The organism is Amycolatopsis acididurans (assembly GCF_012328925.1).
Lineage (GTDB): Bacteria > Actinomycetota > Actinomycetes > Mycobacteriales > Pseudonocardiaceae > Amycolatopsis_E > Amycolatopsis_E acididurans.
Map to the genome: position 1 here is coordinate 1 of NZ_JAAXLS010000083.1, position 17776 is coordinate 17776.

Genomic DNA, 17776 nt, shown 5'->3' on the forward strand with positions numbered 1-17776 from the left:
GCCCCAGAAGCCCCGGCTACCTCCGCCGAGCAGCCCGCCCCGCCGCACACACCTCGAGGAGAACAGCCGGACATGCCCGAGGCACAGCCCGGAACCGGTATCGCACTGCCGACCGGCGCGTTCGTCGGCCTCGGACTGGCTGCCCTGATCACCCTCGCGATGATCACCGTCCGACTCCGGCGCCGCCGCTGGTACCACCCCGGCGCACGCGACGACGCTGACCCCGCTGGCCTCCCGGTCGTCCGCGCACTGCGCATCGCCCACGACACCACCGCGCCCCATCCGGCCGACGACGACCCGGCTGCTGCGCCAGCACCACCTGGACATCCACGACCGGCCGACATCCACGCCCGCGACCGAGCCCAGGCCACGGTCCGAGCTGTGCTCCCGGCACCCCAGGACACCTCGCTCGGCGTACGCGGCGGGCACGCCATCGCGCTCGACCTCGCCAGCACGCGGGGACTGGGACTTACCGGTCCTGGTGCCCACGCCGCCGCACGGGCCTTGATCATGACTCTGCTCGCGCAGGCCACCAGCGACGGCCTCGACGCCATGATCGTGATGCCCGCCGACGACGCCCGCGCGCTCTTCGGACACGACCTGGCGGATACCGTCCCGGACCGGCTGCGCATCGTCGATGATCTGCCCGCAGCGCTGGCGACGTTGGAGGCCGAGCTGGTCGCCCGCACCGACACCGGCGACCTCGCGCAGGACGCCCCGCCAGCGAACACGGCGAACCCGCACGGCGACATTGGGCCTGCCGTGGTGGTGGCAACGCCCACCGCGGACACGAACCGGCGCGCGCACGCCGTCCTCGATAACGGCTCACACCTCGGTCTGGCTGGCGTGTTCCTCGGCCCCTGGCACCCCGGCGGCACCGTGCGCGTGCGCGACGACGGCACCGTCGAAGCGACCAGCCCCACCCTAAGCGAAGACTTGGCCAGCGCCCGACTGTTCACATTGCCGGACGCCGACGCCCGCGACCTGCTCGCACTCCTACACGCGGCCAAGCCCGGCAGCGACGACCCGATCCGAGACCGCACCGTCGCCAGCAGCGCCGCGGAACCAGGCACACAGCGGCAAAGCCGGGCCGAGGGCACGACGGCGAGCGCCGAGCCACTCGTCTCCGAGTACGAGTTCGCTACTGCAGCCGTGACCCCGTCGACGGAGACCGCCAGCGACAACCGCAGCGAGAACCCGACGACCGGACCGTCCGGACCGGCTGAATCACAAACGCCCGAGCCATCCCCGCCGGAGATCAGCAACCAGCCGCACCCCTCGGCCGCCCGGCACGACGACAACCCCACGACCGCGCCGGTCCCGGCCACAGATCCAGGCCCGGTCCCGCCGCTGCACCTGCAAGTGCTCGGCCGGCTGCACCTGACCAAAGCGGACCCCGAACCCCGTGACCTCATCGACGTCCTCGCTCCGCGGCAACGCGAGATCCTGGCCTACCTGGCACTACACCGTGACGGGTGCCGACGCGACACCCTCAGCGCCGCGCTCTGGCCGGACGCTCCCGGCGAACGCCCCTACAACAGCTTCCACGCGACCCTGTCCCAGCTACGCCGCAGCCTTCGCCGGGCAAGCAACGACGACACCCTCGACATCATCGTCAACCAGGACAGCCACTACCGGCTCGACCAGACGATCCTGACCGCCGACCTCTGGCGGCTCCAGGACGCCATCACCGCCAGCCGCCAAGCCCCGGCAACAGAGGCCGTCGCGGCGTCGAACCGCGTCACCGAGCTGTACCGCGGAGACCTCGCCGAAGGCATCACCGCAGACTGGATCGACGGGCCCCGCGAAGCACTCCGGCGCGACGTCCTCGACGCGCTCAGCACCCTGATCCGCAAAATCAGAACCGACCACCCCGAAGAGGCACTCACCCTGCTCGAACAAGCCCGCCACCTCGACCCCTACAACGAGGCGATCTACCGCGACCTCATGCGCCTACAAGCACGACTCGGCCAGCACGACAGCATCCCACGCACCCTGCAGCTGCTCACCACATCGCTGGCCGACCTCGACCAACGCCCCGCCCCAAGCACCCTCAGCCTCGCGGACGCCCTGCAACAGCCGAGAAATCACCTATCCAACCGGCAAGCCAGCTAAACGAACCCAGCGCCTCACGCAGGAACAGCCGCGATTCTCATTGCGACCCACCAGTTGCCGAAGGCTGTCCAACACGAGCCAACCTCGTTATACTGGGCTGATTCCTCACGAATACTTTGAGCGCCGTGACGCGAACGTATTCGTGCGATTCTGGGAAGCAGCGGTGACAGCCGCGGAGGCGATCTGCTGCACGACCCGAGGCCAGTACTCTGCGGCGTGTACAACCGGCACGGAGTCGGCGGCGAGCCCATAGCCCTCTCGCCCGTCCACCTTCCTCTCCACCTTCCTTTCCGTCTTCCTTTCCGGACTCCCACTAGAGAGGAAGGGGCGCGTCAAAGCCTTGTTACAGGCCAACGCTGGGCAACCCCTTCCTCCGTGTCCCCCGACTTCGGTGCCGGCAGGCACGTGAACAGTCGGCTTGGGTGGTGTGTTGGCTATCTGATGCTCGCGTTGCCTTCCGTCGCAAGTTCCGTTCCGCTGTAGCCAGCTTCTTCTTCATTCTCCTTCTCCGCAGCTTTCCTTCCATTCTTCTTTTTGGTCCCGAGTGGTCGCATGGCTCTTTCTGTCATTTTCCTTGCGCGCAAGATAAAACCTAACGATACAGAAACATGACTCATGGATATTGACAACCACATAAACGGCGTGGCCGCAAGTGGTGTGATTCGAAATCCGCACGATATCCAAAGAGAAATTCGCACTGAATCCAAAGCTGTGCGGGTTGCGGGCGCGGGCGCTGGCTGCCGCTGTGCGGGTCGTTCTCTTCCTCTGCATCTTCCCAGCTCAAGGGCCCGACCGACCCTGAGTAGGGGGCGACGCCGAAGGTAACGGCGAGATAACGGAACCCGACTGAAGCTTGAAAGTGTCTAGGCAGTGTGTCAACCTAGACATGTAACCGAGACAGGCCGGAAAGGGTGAGACAGAGAAGGGCGTGAGGACCGGGACACGGCGTCCCGCGAGCGATCTCCTTCCTTTCTTTTCCTTAAAGGTTTGGTCGTTACGAACCATAAGACCCGCATAGCGCGGGCAGCGGCTTGGGCCGCGCGGACAGCAGCGAAACCGTGCAGGGCAGTAGTGGGGAACGACGCGTAGCCAAACGCGCATTTCTAGTCTGGAATGCGTAGTAACTGCGCTTGCAGCCCCGTTATGTGAATCCCTTGCTATAGAGCGGAGTAGCGCGCATAAAAGGCATGCCTGCCAGAGGTGTGTCCCCAAGATAACTACATGGTGGTCTAGCACCGAAAAACGTCACAACGTGTGGGCGTCCGGATTGTGTAAAGCGGTTGCCGACATTGAACGTCACTCTCTCAAGCGCGTCGCGCTTTTTGTCGTTCGTAGCACGCTATGTCTTACGGGCATGGTTCCCTGCGTTGTGCACTAGACATAACGGCTTCCCTTTTAGGGAGGTTCAGGGAATGCGCTACCGGTCGACCGGGCGCTATCGCTTGCGGTTACGCATCGCACGGACATAGAAGATGATCCCCTTTGTATCAATCGCACCCGCAGTGTCCACATTTCGACCCGTACCAGTTCGCAACTGGCCTGAACCGCCAAACAGCATGCAACTTACAACACCATTGGAGGACCTGTCATGACGCGTAAAGACTTCAAAGAAATTGCTGATTCCGTACGTCGGGAAGTTGTCGCCGACGACGAACGAAAAGCACTCGCCGACGCCTTGTGCACGTACTTCAAATCGGTAAACCACCGATTCGGCCGAGACCGTTTCTTTGCCGCATGCGGTCTGTGACTCGCACTAATCCGCACCCGCTGGGAGTGTCAATCATGAACAACCCTGAAATTTCGTTTTCCGAAGATGCACACTTGTTCTTCAGGCAGAACTTTCGTTACGGGACATGGGACGGTGAAGACTGTGCCCGAGATAATGACTGGTCCGGTTTCGGATTCGTTCTCGGATCGGGCGGTGATCCGCTGCCAATTCCCGGCGACTACCTCACTGGGCACCAGTGCGCCCACCTGGCGGACGTGTCCAACGGGCATGCGGCAATGCGACTCATGGACGAAGCGGCACCAGGAAAAGCGACCGAGTGGAACGGCCTTCTTGCCTACGACTACGGCGATTCCGCTGCACGTGAGGCCGCCGACCGTATCGGTGCCGCGCTCGCCGGATACCCGCTGCTCGACGACGAAGACCTGTCAGAGCGGGAATCCGAGAACGCCGCACGCGTGCTTGTCGAGTGCTACGACGTGCCCGAGGAAATCGCGGCGGACGTCGTTTCGGCGCTGAGCGATGACGGACAGAGCTTGTGCACCGACTGTCACGGCTGGGATATCGACCACATCATGTCCGAGCTGGGCTATCGGCAATGCGCCGAGTGTGACAAGTGGCTCGAAAGCGCTTGTGATGAGCCGCTGCATTACGACTGCGCCGAATACTACGCAGAAGACGACTGCGAATGCGTTTCGGTGATGGTCAACGGATACCGGCACGGCAATCACACCGTAACCATGTCGGACGTTCGCGAAACATTGCGCGGCTGTGAACACTGCTACCCCGTTGTCTATCCCTACGGCAAAAACGTGGCGTAGCGAACGCGACCCAGTCAAGGGGATTAGGCAAAGGGAGTACACAGTGGATACCAACAATCCGGCCGCCGGACGCGAGCGGGATCGGCAATACGCGATCTTTCGTGACTACGCCGACCGGCACGGAGTCCGGCGCGCGTACCAAGCATTATCAATAATGGGCGCCGACCACGAACTTGTGGTGAGCCTGGTAGTACGTTATCTCGCCGAATCGGGCCCACAAGGACACGAACAGTCCGACGACGAAACCGTATTCGCCTACGCCACCGAGCACGGACACGTGCGCGTGATCCTTCGCTGGCGCGGATTGTGGCGCGGGTTGGCGTTCTGCTCGGTTGAGCCCGACGAAACTGAGCAATGGCACCGGCATTTCACCGATGCCGAACGGTGGCTTTCACAACGTGCCGCACTGAGTCGGGCGGAAGAGTCGATGCGATCTCACTACGGCAACTAGCCGCACTGTGTTGTGGCGTTTCCGTGCCGCGCGCGTTCGCGTGCGGACGCCGTGACCGCACAGCGGTTTCCCTTATCACCTCCGATAACGAAAGTGGGTTTGTCATGTCCAAAGAAACCAGCGAATGGCTCAACAACAATGTGTTGATTGGGTTTACCGACAAGCGCGGGCACGCGTGGCACTACCGGGCATCGGCGCAAGGCAGCGAGCCGAACCACTATGCCGGAGCCATCCCGGTCGCCGATGTGCAGCGACGTTTGTTCCACTGGACCGCCGAACCGGAACCGGTGCTTGTGGCGGGCAAGTTCGGCCTTCGCCGCGTGCCCAACAAGCAAGCCATCACCGCATCGGATACCGGTGATGTCCTCGGGATCTTCGCCGACGGGTACACCGTGCACCAGTACCAGGAATGGCTACTGGACAAGGTCGGCACGATCCTGGATGACGGTCTGTCGATCGGTTCCGCGGGCCTGCTGCGCGACCGCCGACAGGCATGGGTGAGCGTGGAAGTGCCCGAGAACATCACCACCCCGGAAGGCGTGGAGTTCCGGCCGAACCTGGTCGCCTGCACCAGCCACGACGGCAGCCTTGCCACCACCTACAAGCGCACCGTGACCAACGTGGTGTGCGACAACACGATGTCGGCCGGGCTGCGCGAGTACGGCCAACAGTTCAAGGTCAAGCACTCCAAGAACGGCAAGTTCCGCATCGTGGAGGCCCGTGACGCGCTCGCCATGGTCCACACGGTGGCCGAGGAATTCGCCGCCGAGGTCAAGGCCCTGTGCGAAACGACCGTGACCGACCAGGCATGGCGCGCCTTCCTGGACGCACACACTCCAGTGCCCGAGGAGAAGGGACGTGCCCGCACTACCGCGACAAACGAACGGGCCGCGCTCAACCGGTTGTGGAACACCGACAACCGGGTCAGCCCGTGGCGCGGTACCGCGTGGGGAGTGGTGCAGGCCATCAACACCTACACCCACCACGAAGCGATCGTGCGCAACGCCTCCCGCGCCGAACGCAACATGTCCCGCGCGGTGGACGGAAAAGCCGACGCGCTCGACCAGGACACCGTGACGACGCTCGGCAAGGTGCTGGCCTCGGTCTGAAAAGGACTGTCGCCGCTTCGGTGCCCGCGCGGCCATGCGCCGCGCGGGTGCCGTGGCCGCGAGATGGCCATAGCCGACGCCCGAACCAATTCCGGCGCACACAAATCCGCGACACAGGAAGGAAAACGAACCCATGGACATGCAGGCATTTGCGGAAGCGATGGCGGAAGCGCTCGACGGGACATGGACGGTCGAACCGGGCTACCACGGTCACCGCGACCGGGTCCTGATCGGCCCAGATGGTGAAGACGTTCACGTGTGCTACTCCGACTGGGAGAAGGCACCACGGCTCAGGCTTTCCGCCAGCCTCCCGGCCGAACTAGCGACTATCCGGCACCGCCACGGAAACCCAGCGCCATTACACGAAATTACGGTGTCCCCGGCCAAGACACCCGAAACCGTCGCCGCCGAGACTGCCCGGCGACTGCTGCTCGGCTACCGGGCCACCCTCGCGGAAACCCGCGAGCTGAAACAACGAATCGATGACCAGGCCGCCGCACGCGACCGACTCGCGCACGCCATCGCGGACCCGCTCGGCGCGACCGTCCAACCGCCCGGACTCAGCCCGCTCGGCTGCGACCCGCAGGAAGCAATCGTGCGCTACCAGGGGCCGCTGGCCGGCACCGCCACGGTGCCCCGCAACTGCAAGCACGTGGCGTTCGCCTTCTCGGTCGCGTCGGACGACGCCGCCAAAGTCGCCGCGTTCCTCGCGACATTCCCGCACACCGACCACCCGACCAAGTCCGAACCGGAAAGGAAACCGACGGACCAGGAGATGCCGCACTTCACTCGAGACCAGGTTTCCCGCGCCGTCAACGACGGTGCCGACCTCGTGATCGACGAAGTGGCCACGCGCGACCGTGACGACGACCTGATCAATCTCGTTGTGAACGCCGCGCTCACCCGCCTCGACAACCCCACCGCTGACCTGGACCAGGTCATCACCGAGTGCTACGACACCGAGCCCTCCGAGGTCCGCAGCTGGTGGAGCGACTGGTCCTGACCACCCAGCCCACGAACTCAATCCAGAAAGGACAGAGGAAACATGAGCAAAGGCACCATGAGCGGCGAGTGCGGAACCCCAGGGTGCGAGAACATCGGCATGGGGATTTCCATTGCCGTGTCACACCCCAGCGTCTACCGGTGCAGCACGTGCCTGGACTGCATCAACGCGCTGGCCCCGCGCTGGACACCCGGTATGACCGACCGCGACGCCTACGACGCCCGTACCGACGCGATCGGCGAGATGGACGCCGACACCCTCCGCAGCGAAGCGGCACCGATCCTCACGCGACTCACCACGGCCCGTGACGCGTACGCCCGGCTGGCCGACCTGATCGGGGCCACCGCCGCACGGGACCTGGTGAGCGCCATCGTCGACGCGGGAGACCGCGTCATTGACGTCACGGTGACCAACTGGTGGGCCGCGTACCGCTGGCCCGCACACCACCGGACCACCGCCCCCGAGCAGGAGCGGTTCGCCTTTACCCACGCATGGCCCATCACGGTCAACGGACTCGGCATCGGCACCGTCCGCCGCATCACCGAAGGGGACCGCGAGCGCTACAGCGCCCGCGACCTCACCGGCGGCAGCATCCGGCCCGACCTTCCCGCCGCCGAGGAACCCACCTACGGCACACCGCACGAGGCCGCGCGCGCACTCGCCGCCTGGGCCGCCCGCATGGGATGGGACCAGGACCACTGACCCGCCCGCGTTCGTCGCCCGCCCGCTCGCCGCCTCGCCGCCACCGACGGCGGGGCGGCGAGCCCTGCCCACAGGAGCAACACCGATGAATCACCAGACCGACCACGACCCGCTCGCCGAGGCCCGCGCCGAGGCCGACCGGAACCGTGCCCGCGCCGACGCGGCGGAAGGGCTTGCGGCACTGCGCGCTGCCAGCCTCGCCGAACTCGCCGCCTACGCCGAAGAGCTGCGCTGCCAGGTCGCCGACCTCACCGACGACGCGCACACCCTGTTCAAGGCCACGCCCTACCCACCGGACGGGCTGCGCTACGTCACCGCGCGCATGAACCGCCTCGCCGACACCATGGCACGCGCCGCCGCCGGATACACCGGAGCCCGCGCCAAAGACATGGCCTACCCCCGCATTCTCGACGACCTCGCCGCGCACGGATGGGCCGCCCGCCCCGATCACGAACTCGACGGCACCCTGCCGCCGATCCCGTCCGCCGAATTGGGCGAGCGGCGCGGTTACCGGCGCGGCTGGGTCCGGGACGGGCACACGCTCACGTTGTGGTTCACCGGGCCGCACGCGCTGGCCTACGCCGATTCCAATGAGCGCGGACGCCTGTTCGAGACCACCGAGGTTCGCGCTGTGATCACCGGCGAATCCGGTGCAACCGACCGTGCGCCCGTCACCCCGGGGCAACCACTCGACGCGAGCTATGCCCAGGTCGCCGAGTTCTTGCACGGGATGGGGTGGACCGGCCCCGCGGACACCTACGCCTGCGATGAGCACGGCATCCGGTGCACCACCGGGCCCGGCGTTCACGCCACCTGGACACGCCCCAGCAATCCGCAGGTCGAGCTGTCCGTGTGGGGCATCGGCGACGAGCCCGCCCACGCCCGCTACTGGGCCGGGCCCATCACCTCACTCGTCCAGCTCGCCCGCATCACCCGCCACCGCTGACCACCTCGCGCCCCAAGAGCTGCCGCGCAGGTGGGACCGCGTCGCGCAGAAGCACAGGAAAGCCAAGCAACGCAGGAGAAACAGCCATGACCGCATCAACAGAAAGTGACCCCGTACTAGACATTCTCGGCGACATCACCAAAATGTTCGGCTCACTGTTCGACCAGATGGACTGGGCCGAGGAGGAAGTCGCACGAGCGATCACCACTAATCCAGCTGAGGCGGACACGCTCTACCACAGTTTTTCGCTGCTCACGCCCACGCATGAGCGCATGTCCCGCGAATTCGTGTTCCGGCCGCACTGCCGCGAAATACTGAATCGGGTCGTCAACGGCGCAGACACCAGACCGGGCACGGCAGTCGAAGTGTGCTGCGCCTGCAGCGAAGTCAGCACGATTGCCCCGATGCGATCCGCTGCCGCCGGACTGTACGCCCGCATGTGGGCCGCTGCCTTCCCCGATGCTCGCGTGTTCGGTGAGCGGCAGTTGCACCACGAAGCGCTGGAAGGCTCGACCATCGACGACCTCGAAGCCGATGCCCGCCGCCGACTCGCGGTCAAAGATCGCACACTCGGCACCATCGAATGCGCCGGACGTCACCACGGCGAAATCGTTCAATGCAAATACGCCGGAGCTTGACCGCCACCCGTGCAACGCGCCGCCATACGCGCGGATTCGTATCTACCTAAATTCCACTACTGAAAGGGCATCGTCATGGCCACTGGAGCCGTCGTCAACGCGGCAACTCGACTCGACTGCGGACATGTTCCGGTGCCCGACGGAATCGGCACCGGATTCGCGACCGACTCCGCTACCGGCGCGACCATCTGCTACGCCTGCGCCACCGAACGACAGCGCGACGCACTCAACCACGCGACCCGCTTCGCCGCCTACGTCGCCTGCGACAGCGCGACACTCACGACCTGGTCAGGCGGGCATCTCGCCACCGTCGACCCGGCCGACCGGCACCAGGCCGGCGAACGAGCCACCACGCCCACCGGGCACCGCTGGACCCGCTTCACTTGGCACGCCACCGACGGCGACGGCGGCCGATGGTTCGGCGTCAATGGCGGACCGGGCCTCGTGGTCTTCCTCCGCCGCCTCCGGGTGTGCGCCTGGCAAACCGAATTCGGCGACGGTCGCCCGCCGCGCTATTGCCATCGGCGCGCAACCCAACAGGTCAGCAGCGCACCGCACACCCTCTACTGCCGCCAGCACGCCCGCATGGCGCGCGATCTCTATGCCTGGACCACCCAGCCGATCACCACCACCCGATAACGCCTCTGTGCAAGGAAAGGATCTGCCATGTTCACACCGAATCTCACCGCGACAGACGGCGAGGTGTACGTCGCCCTCGCCGACACCACACAGGCGTTCCCAGCAACCATCGAAGACGAGCGTTGGAACGGATTCGCTGTGCCCCAGTTCCGGCGCACTGTCGCCGAGTCCATTGCCTTGTGGCTCAACACCATGCACGACCACGACCCCGACGAATGGCCCGACACAGCCACTTTCGACGGCGACGTGCTGACGGTCCTCGAAACCGAAGAGCACAGGCCGGACCGGATCGAGCCGGACGAGAACAACCGCTACGCGATCGGCTATCGCGGGTGGTGCTGGGAACTCACCGCTCCGCCAACCGATCCGCAGGCTGATGCCGGTCTGCTGGCCGACTCCGCCCGGCTCGTGCCCGAGGACGACGAAATCCTGGTCACGATCAACATCGACGGTACGGACCCCGCCTTTCCTGCGCTCGCCTCGGAGATCCATGGGTGGAGCAGGGCTGGATGCCCCCGCTTCCGGCGCACCGTGGCCGAGGTGGTCGTCGCCTGGATCAGCGACACCGCCCGCAAGTACCCGGAAGGATCTGACCTCGCCTACTGGGACGGCGACACGATCGTCATGGTCGACCACCAGGCCATCGGTGAAGACGGATACCTGCCTGACCGGATCACCGCAGCCGAAGACGGCCGCTTCTCGATTGGTGCCAACTTCGAGTGGGAGCGCGCGGACTGACCGGGCCGGTAGCCGACCGCGATGCGGGGCCCGGCCATCGCGGGCAGGAGGGGGCCGTCCCTGACGGCCCCCTCCGCTTTTCGCAGCCATGCCTTCAACCGGCGGCTGTGCCGCGCAGATGACAGATCGAACGACAGCGGAAACAGAGGAAAGCCATGCATGCCAAGTCAAATCGCGTACGTCCACTCGGGCCTGTCGCTATCGACAAACTAGACCCGACGATGTTCGCAGGTGACGGCGAGCCCCGAGACACCGCCAACCAGGACGACATCATTCACGACAACACCCGCAAGGCCGGATTCGCTGCAACGGCCATCAACGCCTATGCCGCGCAGGTCGGCGGCGGCTACGAGACCTTCCACGCCCTCATAGGCGACTTCTTCGCAGACCTGCACCACCTCGCCGACGCCCTCGACATCGATCTCGCCGCCGCCATCAGCGACGGCCGGGAGGACTACCTCGCCGAGATCGGCTGCGATCGATAGCCGCCGAGCAGCGACAGGCCCGGCGGAAACGGAAGAAAGAAAGGAAACAGCAATGACCGAAGTGAAACTGACCAAACTCACCAACGATAATGTTCGGGCGCTCAGGGAAACGATGAGCAGCGAGCAGGCGGCGAAAGTCCGGCTGACCGCGACCACTGCCGTCTTCGAGATGGGCGCGACGGAGGCCGCGACCATGGTTTCCTACTTGCAAAGTCAGGCGGCCCAGGACCATGGAGCCACGGGCCACCCGTACAAGTCGCTCACGGCCGTGCGACGGAAGCTGGAAGCCCTCGAAGCCTCCGAACCATCGGCGACCACGTCCGCGCCCTCCTCACCGGCTGCGCAGAAGGCGCCGGAGGCGCTGGCCGAACTGCTCCGGCTGGATAACAACGAGTAAGTAGGCCCGGCCCCGCCGTCGCGGCCGACCGAGAAGCCCCGCCAGCATCCCGCGTAAGAACCACGAAGCCGCATCCTGGCCCGTCGGCTGCACGTCGCTCTCGGCCACATCAATGACGAACAAAATCCGCCTGTGGGGATGGCATCCGATGTCATCCCCACAGGCCCGCTGTCCTGATTGGAGATCCTTATGAGCGCCCAAGAGTTCCGTATTTCGTGGACATTCATGCAGGAGTTCGCGATGACACTCACGGTGGACGAAGCCCGCGCCGTCTTCACGCCCGATCCGTCAGCCGTAAACCAAGACGCGGACCGCGCCCGCCAGCAGCTCGCAGTGAGCGCGACGATCGAAGAGCTGCGGGACCTGCTGCAGAAGAACCCGGCTGTTCTCTATGACGCGATGTGTTCTGTGGAGGACGACGAGGTCGAGCACGTGCGCCGCCTCGACAGCATCGAGATCGTCGGGTGAACGCGCATGGGCCACCACGACTGTCACGAAAAGACGGATGATCCGGACCTGGCTCGCTACGACATCATTCTGGTGAATTCCAGTGGCGGCAAGGATTCCCAAGCGATGCTCGACGTCGTCTGCCGCCGCGCGGCTGACGCGGGAGTTATGGACCGGATCACGGTCCTGCACTGCGCACTGGGGCGCGTCGAATGGCCAGGAACCGCGGACCTCGCTAGGCGGCAAGCCCTGCACTACGGCGTCCGATACGAGGAGCGCCACCGAGAGCAGGGAGACCTGCTGACCCAAGTCGGCCAGCGCGGGCGCTGGCCGTCGGCCACAGCTCGCTACTGCACCTCTGACCAGAAGCGAGGCCCAGCAAGGAAACTCGTCACACAGTTGGTCAACGAGCTAGGCACGATCAACCGGCCCGCTCAGGTGCTCAACTGCATGGGCCTGCGTGCCCAGGAGTCTCGCGCACGTTTGAAGAAGTTCGAGCAATGTTGCGCTGGCTGCATCACGGTCCGACGAGGTTAGCCCGCGATCCGACGCCTGGCCAGTACATGCGTCGACCAAGTTCTATCACGCGCCCACCGTGTTGATCGAGGTGCGGGCCGAACAATCGTAAATATGGTGTAGCCTGCGCTCTATTGGTGCTTCCAGTGCATCAAATTGCAGTGATCTACGACGATCTCTGTTGCGGAGGGTGACGATTGGTTGATGGTCGACGGACTTCGGACGTCAGCCGTGGTGGCCTGATGTCCACAGTGCCGGGGGTTGCCACGGTGCATGTGGTGCCGGGCGTGTCGATGCTGCGTCCGGCAGAGGCGGTGTTCGAGAAGACTTTGCAGGGGTTTGCTGATCATCAGCGGGCTCGGCGGTTGTCGAAGGACACGGTGCGGCAGCGGTTGCGGATCGCTCGGCAGGTGCGGGTGGTGGCGGACGGCTACCCGTGGGAGCCGGTGTGGAACCGGGGTCTGTTCGATCGGTGGTCGGCGATGCTGGCCGACACCGTGGCCGACTCGACGATGCGTAAGTATCAGAACGATCTCGCGCTGTATCTGGCGTATCTGAGTGATCCGGCTTACGAGTGGCCGCAGGTCTGTCAGGAGTTGTTCGGCCGGTTCAACTCGTTCGCGCTGCGGGATTTGAACGCGGTTCGTCATGCGCAGGAGTACATCGGCAAGCCCAGCGGGAACCGGCCGCTGACCCGCGAGGAGATCAAGCGGCTGTTCGGCTGCATGGAACCTGAGATCCAGCGGCTGCGCACGGAGGGATGCAAGGGCGCGTTGACCGCGGCCCGTGACCTGGCGTTGTTGACCACGCTGTATGGCTGGGGGTTGCGGCGCCGGGAGGCAGCACGGCTGGAGACGCACGATTGGCGGCGGCAGGCGAAGCTGCCCGAGTTCGGCGACCTGGCGGCGCTGGCAGTGCGGTGGGGCAAGCCCAGCGCCGGGCAGCCGCCCCGGCGGCGGATGGTGATCTCGGTGTGGCCGTGGGCGGTGCAGACGGTGCGGGTCTACTTGGCGAACGTGCGCCCGCTGTTTTATGTCGACCGCGAGGACGACGGCGTGATGTTCCCGACCGAGCGCGATGAGATGATCTCCGAGCGAGCGGTGAACCAGCGTTTCCAGCACTGGCGCGAGCTGGCTGGGCTGCCTGATTATCTAGGGCCGCACTGCCTGCGGCATACGTACGTGACCCGGTTGATCGAGTCCGGCTACGACGGCCAGTTCGTCACCGATCAGGTCGGTCATTCCCACGCGGCGACCACGGCGATCTACACGGCGGTCAGCAGCGAGTTCAAGAACCTGAAGGTCCGTGAGCACCTGGACGCGGCCGAGGAGGCCGCCTTGCAGCGCGCCTTCGCGATGGCCGAGACGGAGGCGGAGATGGACGACGACTTCAACGACGACATCACCGAGCATGCGTCGGGTGAGCCTGCCCGCGGTCGGAGGAGGGTGCGATGAACGCCGTGTCCCGGCCAGGGCCGGACGAGCAGAACGAAGGCCTGCGAGCCCAGCAGCCGCGCTACGAGTGGCGGCTGCGCGACCTGATGGCGGTCCGCAAGAACTGGTACACCACCACGAAGCTGATCCCGGAACTGCGTAGGTATGGCTTCGAGTTCGACCGCAGTTCGATCTACCGGCTGGTGCGGGCGGAGCGTCCGCCGAAGATGCCGATCGAGCTGATCCTGGCCCTGTGCAAGATCCTCGACTGCCGCTTCGAGGACCTGGCGGTGGAGATCGAGCCGCAGCAGGCCGCCGACGAGCAGCCACGCCGTGGCCCACGGCCGGCCGTGCCGGACATGCCGTTGTTGTCCGCGGACTTCTTCGACGCCGAGAGCTGACCGAACGCAGGGGTTGCAAACGTGGGGAAAGGGCGTGGTGTCTGCGCCGGTTGTGGGCGCGACCGGTCTCTGGTCACCAGCGGGCTGTGCCACACCTGCTACCACGCCCGCCGGGACAAGGAGACCTGTGTCGGGTGCGGTCGGCTGACCGTCCCGATTGGACGCACAGCCGAGGGGGCATGGTGCCGGAACTGCAACGGAAAGCGCCTCGCCGAACCGTGCTCGCTGTGCGGACGGTCCGGGCGGGTGGCCGCGCGGCGCGACGGGCAGCCGGTGTGTTCGCGGTGCTGGCAGCGCGAGCGGCGCGTCCCGAAGCCCTGCTCGGTGTGCGGGCGGACGATGAAGGCCACGAAGAACACCTCGCAGGGCCGGGTCTGCTACACCTGCCACCGCAAGACTCTTCCCCGCGAGCCGTGCTGGGTCTGTGGCAAGGTCGTCTTGGCCGCCGTTCACACCGAGGAGGGAGCGTGGTGCGAGCGGTGCCGCCAGGCGCACCTGGCCGAACCCTGCTCGCGGTGCGGCCGGACGGCACCGGTCGCCATTCGCGACGAGCAGCGGCCGGTGTGCAAGGCGTGCTACCAGCGCGAGCATCAACGGCCACTGCGCCGCTGCGTCGACTGCGGTGAGGACAAGCCGGCGGCTCGGCTCACCGACGAGGGCCCGCTGTGCGAGAGGTGCGACAACCGGCGTGCGCCGAAGGTGCTGTGCCCGCGCTGCGGCAAGACCCGCAAGGTCGGGATCGTGAGCACCGGCGTCTGCCGGGCCTGCGCTCAGCGGGCAATTCCGCGTCAGCCGTGCTGTAACTGCGGCCGGACCCGGTTGGTGGCCTATCGCGACGCCGACGGCGAACCGTGGTGTGACCGCTGCCGCCGCCGGGCGCAGGCCGAACCGTGCTCAGGCTGCGGCGCTCGCAAGGTCGTGTGCTCTCGCGACCACAATGGACCGTGGTGCAAAGCGTGCTGGGAAGTGGTAAGGCCCGGCCCACCGTGCGACGACTGCGGGCAACGACCGTCGATGCCGATGCCCGGTGCGGACGGCGTGGCCAGGTGCGTGCCGTGCCACCTGGCCGCCCAGGTCCCGTGCGCCCGGTGCGGAACCACAGCCCGCGCCGAACGGCACTGGCCGGAAGGCCCGGTCTGCCTGTCCTGTGTGGACGCCGTACGACTCACGCACGCGCGCTGCCACCGCTGCGGTGAGCTGGCCGGGGTGTTCGGCCGCGAGGCTGCCGGACCGTTGTGCCCGGACTGCGCGGGCGTCACGTTCTCCTATCACTGCCCAACCTGCGGAGCGATGGGCCGTCTGCTCCGCGGCCAGTGCCCGTCCTGCACCGCACGCCGCGACCTGAGCGAGGTGTTCACCCAACCCGACGGGCAACCGGCCGCCTGGTTGGCGCCACTGGCCGAGCTGCTGGAGAACTACGACAACCCCTACTCGCTGTGCCTGTACCTGCGCCGGCCCGGTGGGCAACTCATCCGCCGGCTGGTCACCGGCGAACTGGCCTGCACCCACCAAGCGCTCGACGAGCTGCGGCAGACCACCGCCGTGCAGCACCTGCGCGGCCTGCTGGTGCTCGCCGAACTCCTCGAACCCCGCGAGGAAGAACTCGCCCAGCTCACCCGCGACGTCCAGACCCTGATGGAGCGGGCGACCACCCCGCACGACAAGACCATCCTGGCCCGCTACGCCCGATGGCACCTGATGCCGCTGGCCCACCAACACGCCGAGCAGGACGCCGGCTTCACGTACTACCAGCGTGAACACCTCCGCCGGAAGCTGGACACCGCCCGCCTGCTGTTGAGCTACCTCGGCACCCGCGGCACCAGCCTGGCCACTCTCACCCAACCCGTGGTGGACCGCTGGCTGATCCGCAATCGGCCCCGCCAGCACCATGCCCGCTCGTTCCTGCTGTGGGCCGCGACCAACGGCCTGACCCCGGCCCACGTCGCGATCGGCACCTCGCGCCACACCGGCGACCGGGAGATCATGAGCGACACCGACCGTGTGCTGCTCGCCGTCACGCTGGAGACCGACGACACGCTGCCACTGGCGGATCGGGTCGCCGGCTGCCTGGTCCTGCAGTACGGCCAAAGCTGCTGGCGCCTGGTCAACCTCACCGCCGACGATGTCCTCGCCCATCCCGACGAGCCCGGCATCCTCGGCCTGCGTCTCGGTCGCGATTCCTTGTGGCTGCGGCCCCGGCTCTCCGCGCTGCTGCACCGGCTCGTCACCAACCGCCGCCCGCTCGCCGGCGCGCTGCGGCATCGCCCGACGCCCTACCTGTTCCCTGGGCTGCGCCCCGACCAGCCGATCACCTCAGCCACGCTGCAGACTAGACTGCGCAAGCTCGGTGTCCCCAGTGTCCGCACCGCCCGCAACGGCGCGTGGCTCTCGCTGGTCGGCTCGGTCCACTGGAAGATGCTCGCCGACCTGCTCGGCGTCGCCGACACCACCGCCAGCGCCTGGCACCGCGAAAACGGTGGCGACCGCGCCAGCTACGTCGCCAGCCGCCTGCGCCAAGGACGGCGCACCGCCGGCCCCGAGTAACCGAGCTGGGTGCCGGCCGGAGGGCTGTTCGTTGCGGTTCACCTACCGTTGGGGATCGTGCTTGCCTGAGACGGTCCCCTTTCGAGTTGGCCACCGGCCGGGGGTGTCCGTGTCCTCGTGATCGGTGGGCGCAGGTGCGCTCGTGTCGCGGTTGGGGTGTCAGAGTGGGTTGAGGTGTACGGGTAGTCCGTCGGAGGGCACGGGAAGGGAGGTGTTGTCCCAGCGGATGTGGTAGCCGTGGGGAATGGTCCAGTGGGTGGTGCGCAGCATTTCGTGCAGGATGGTTTTGACTTCGAGGGTGCCGAAGTGCATGCCGATGCATTTGTGCACGCCGCCGCCGAAGGGGAGCCAGGCGAAGCGATGATTGTGGTCTTCGCGGCGGTGTGGGGCGAAGCGGTCGGGGTCGAAGGTGTCGGGGTCGGTCCAGTATGCGGGCACGTAGTGGTTGATGGCGGGGGCGAGGGCGACGAGGGTGTCGGCGGGCAGGTAGTGGCCGAGGATGTCGGTGTCGGTGACGGTTGTGCGCATCACGAGGGGCACGGGGGCCAGTAGCCGGAGGGCTTCTTTGATGACGCGGTCGAGGGTGTCGAGGTTGTCCAGGGCGTCGATGTCGAGGGGGGCGTCGCCGAGGGCGAGGGATTCCTGCCGGGCGCGGTCTTGCCAGT

The 17776-nt window shown here is 66.3% G+C and carries 20 protein-coding genes; 18 read left to right on the plus strand and 2 right to left on the minus strand.

Annotated features, from left to right (window positions below):
* Positions 1–489 (minus strand): hypothetical protein (locus HFP15_RS43275; RefSeq protein ID WP_246272530.1); only part of this gene is annotated, 489 nt, incomplete at its 3' end.
* Between the two features lie 21 nt (positions 490–510).
* Here HFP15_RS43275 and HFP15_RS40750 point away from each other — a divergent pair.
* From HFP15_RS40750 to HFP15_RS40835, 18 genes are all read left to right on the plus strand, one after another.
* Positions 511–2115, plus strand: coding sequence for an AfsR/SARP family transcriptional regulator (locus HFP15_RS40750; RefSeq protein WP_246272532.1), 1605 nt, complete (start codon positions 511–513; stop codon positions 2113–2115).
* A gap of 1588 nt (positions 2116–3703) precedes the next feature.
* Complete coding sequence (locus tag HFP15_RS40755) at positions 3704–3862, plus strand: hypothetical protein (protein WP_168523735.1); 159 nt, start codon at positions 3704–3706, stop codon at positions 3860–3862.
* A 35-nt stretch (positions 3863–3897) separates the two neighbouring features.
* The gene (locus HFP15_RS40760) at positions 3898–4662 is read left to right on the plus strand and encodes a hypothetical protein (protein ID WP_168523737.1); all 765 of its coding nucleotides are present in this window, start codon (positions 3898–3900) and stop codon (positions 4660–4662) included.
* Between the two features lie 43 nt (positions 4663–4705).
* Positions 4706–5113, plus strand: a complete 408-nt coding sequence (locus HFP15_RS40765) for a hypothetical protein (protein ID WP_168523739.1) — start codon at positions 4706–4708, stop codon at positions 5111–5113.
* A 23-nt stretch (positions 5114–5136) separates the two neighbouring features.
* Positions 5137–6222: a TIGR03299 family phage/plasmid-derived protein gene (locus tag HFP15_RS40770; RefSeq protein ID WP_312871998.1), complete on the plus strand. Its 1086-nt coding sequence runs from the start codon at positions 5137–5139 to the stop codon at positions 6220–6222.
* A gap of 133 nt (positions 6223–6355) precedes the next feature.
* Positions 6356–7225 carry a hypothetical protein gene (locus tag HFP15_RS40775; protein WP_168523741.1) on the plus strand — a complete coding sequence of 290 codons (870 nt, stop codon included), beginning with the start codon at positions 6356–6358 and terminating at the stop codon, positions 7223–7225.
* A 42-nt stretch (positions 7226–7267) separates the two neighbouring features.
* Positions 7268–7927 carry a hypothetical protein gene (locus HFP15_RS40780; protein WP_168523743.1) on the plus strand — a complete coding sequence of 220 codons (660 nt, stop codon included), beginning with the start codon at positions 7268–7270 and terminating at the stop codon, positions 7925–7927.
* Between the two features lie 85 nt (positions 7928–8012).
* Positions 8013–8873: a hypothetical protein gene (locus HFP15_RS40785; RefSeq protein ID WP_168523745.1), complete on the plus strand. Its 861-nt coding sequence runs from the start codon at positions 8013–8015 to the stop codon at positions 8871–8873.
* Positions 8874–8959: 86 nt separating this feature from the next.
* Positions 8960–9511 carry a hypothetical protein gene (locus HFP15_RS40790; protein ID WP_168523747.1) on the plus strand — a complete coding sequence of 184 codons (552 nt, stop codon included), beginning with the start codon at positions 8960–8962 and terminating at the stop codon, positions 9509–9511.
* 75 nt (positions 9512–9586) lie between these two features.
* Positions 9587–10150: a hypothetical protein gene (locus HFP15_RS40795; RefSeq protein ID WP_168523749.1), complete on the plus strand. Its 564-nt coding sequence runs from the start codon at positions 9587–9589 to the stop codon at positions 10148–10150.
* Positions 10151–10213: 63 nt separating this feature from the next.
* Positions 10214–10888, plus strand: a complete 675-nt coding sequence (locus HFP15_RS40800) for a hypothetical protein (RefSeq protein WP_168523751.1) — start codon at positions 10214–10216, stop codon at positions 10886–10888.
* Positions 10889–11109: 221 nt separating this feature from the next.
* Positions 11110–11373: a hypothetical protein gene (locus tag HFP15_RS40805; RefSeq protein ID WP_168523753.1), complete on the plus strand. Its 264-nt coding sequence runs from the start codon at positions 11110–11112 to the stop codon at positions 11371–11373.
* A 52-nt stretch (positions 11374–11425) separates the two neighbouring features.
* Positions 11426–11770, plus strand: a complete 345-nt coding sequence (locus HFP15_RS40810) for a hypothetical protein (RefSeq protein ID WP_168523755.1) — start codon at positions 11426–11428, stop codon at positions 11768–11770.
* 189 nt (positions 11771–11959) lie between these two features.
* Positions 11960–12238, plus strand: a complete 279-nt coding sequence (locus tag HFP15_RS40815; RefSeq protein WP_168523757.1) for a hypothetical protein — start codon at positions 11960–11962, stop codon at positions 12236–12238.
* 6 nt (positions 12239–12244) lie between these two features.
* A complete protein-coding gene (locus HFP15_RS40820; RefSeq protein ID WP_210718535.1) occupies positions 12245–12754 on the plus strand; it encodes an adenine nucleotide alpha hydrolase family protein in 510 nt (169 codons plus the stop codon).
* A 221-nt stretch (positions 12755–12975) separates the two neighbouring features.
* Complete coding sequence (locus tag HFP15_RS40825) at positions 12976–14187, plus strand: tyrosine-type recombinase/integrase (protein ID WP_168523759.1); 1212 nt, start codon at positions 12976–12978, stop codon at positions 14185–14187.
* Positions 14184–14567, plus strand: coding sequence for a helix-turn-helix domain-containing protein (locus HFP15_RS40830; protein ID WP_168523761.1), 384 nt, complete (start codon positions 14184–14186; stop codon positions 14565–14567). Before HFP15_RS40825 ends, HFP15_RS40830 begins: the two co-directional genes overlap by 4 nt.
* Before the next feature lie 246 nt (positions 14568–14813).
* A complete protein-coding gene (locus tag HFP15_RS40835; RefSeq protein WP_168523763.1) occupies positions 14814–17111 on the plus strand; it encodes a site-specific integrase in 2298 nt (765 codons plus the stop codon).
* Between the two features lie 159 nt (positions 17112–17270).
* On the opposite strand, the gene HFP15_RS40840 is transcribed toward HFP15_RS40835, so the two are convergent.
* On the minus strand, positions 17271–17776 hold a 506-nt coding region (locus HFP15_RS40840; protein WP_168523765.1), incomplete at its 5' end, for a cytochrome P450.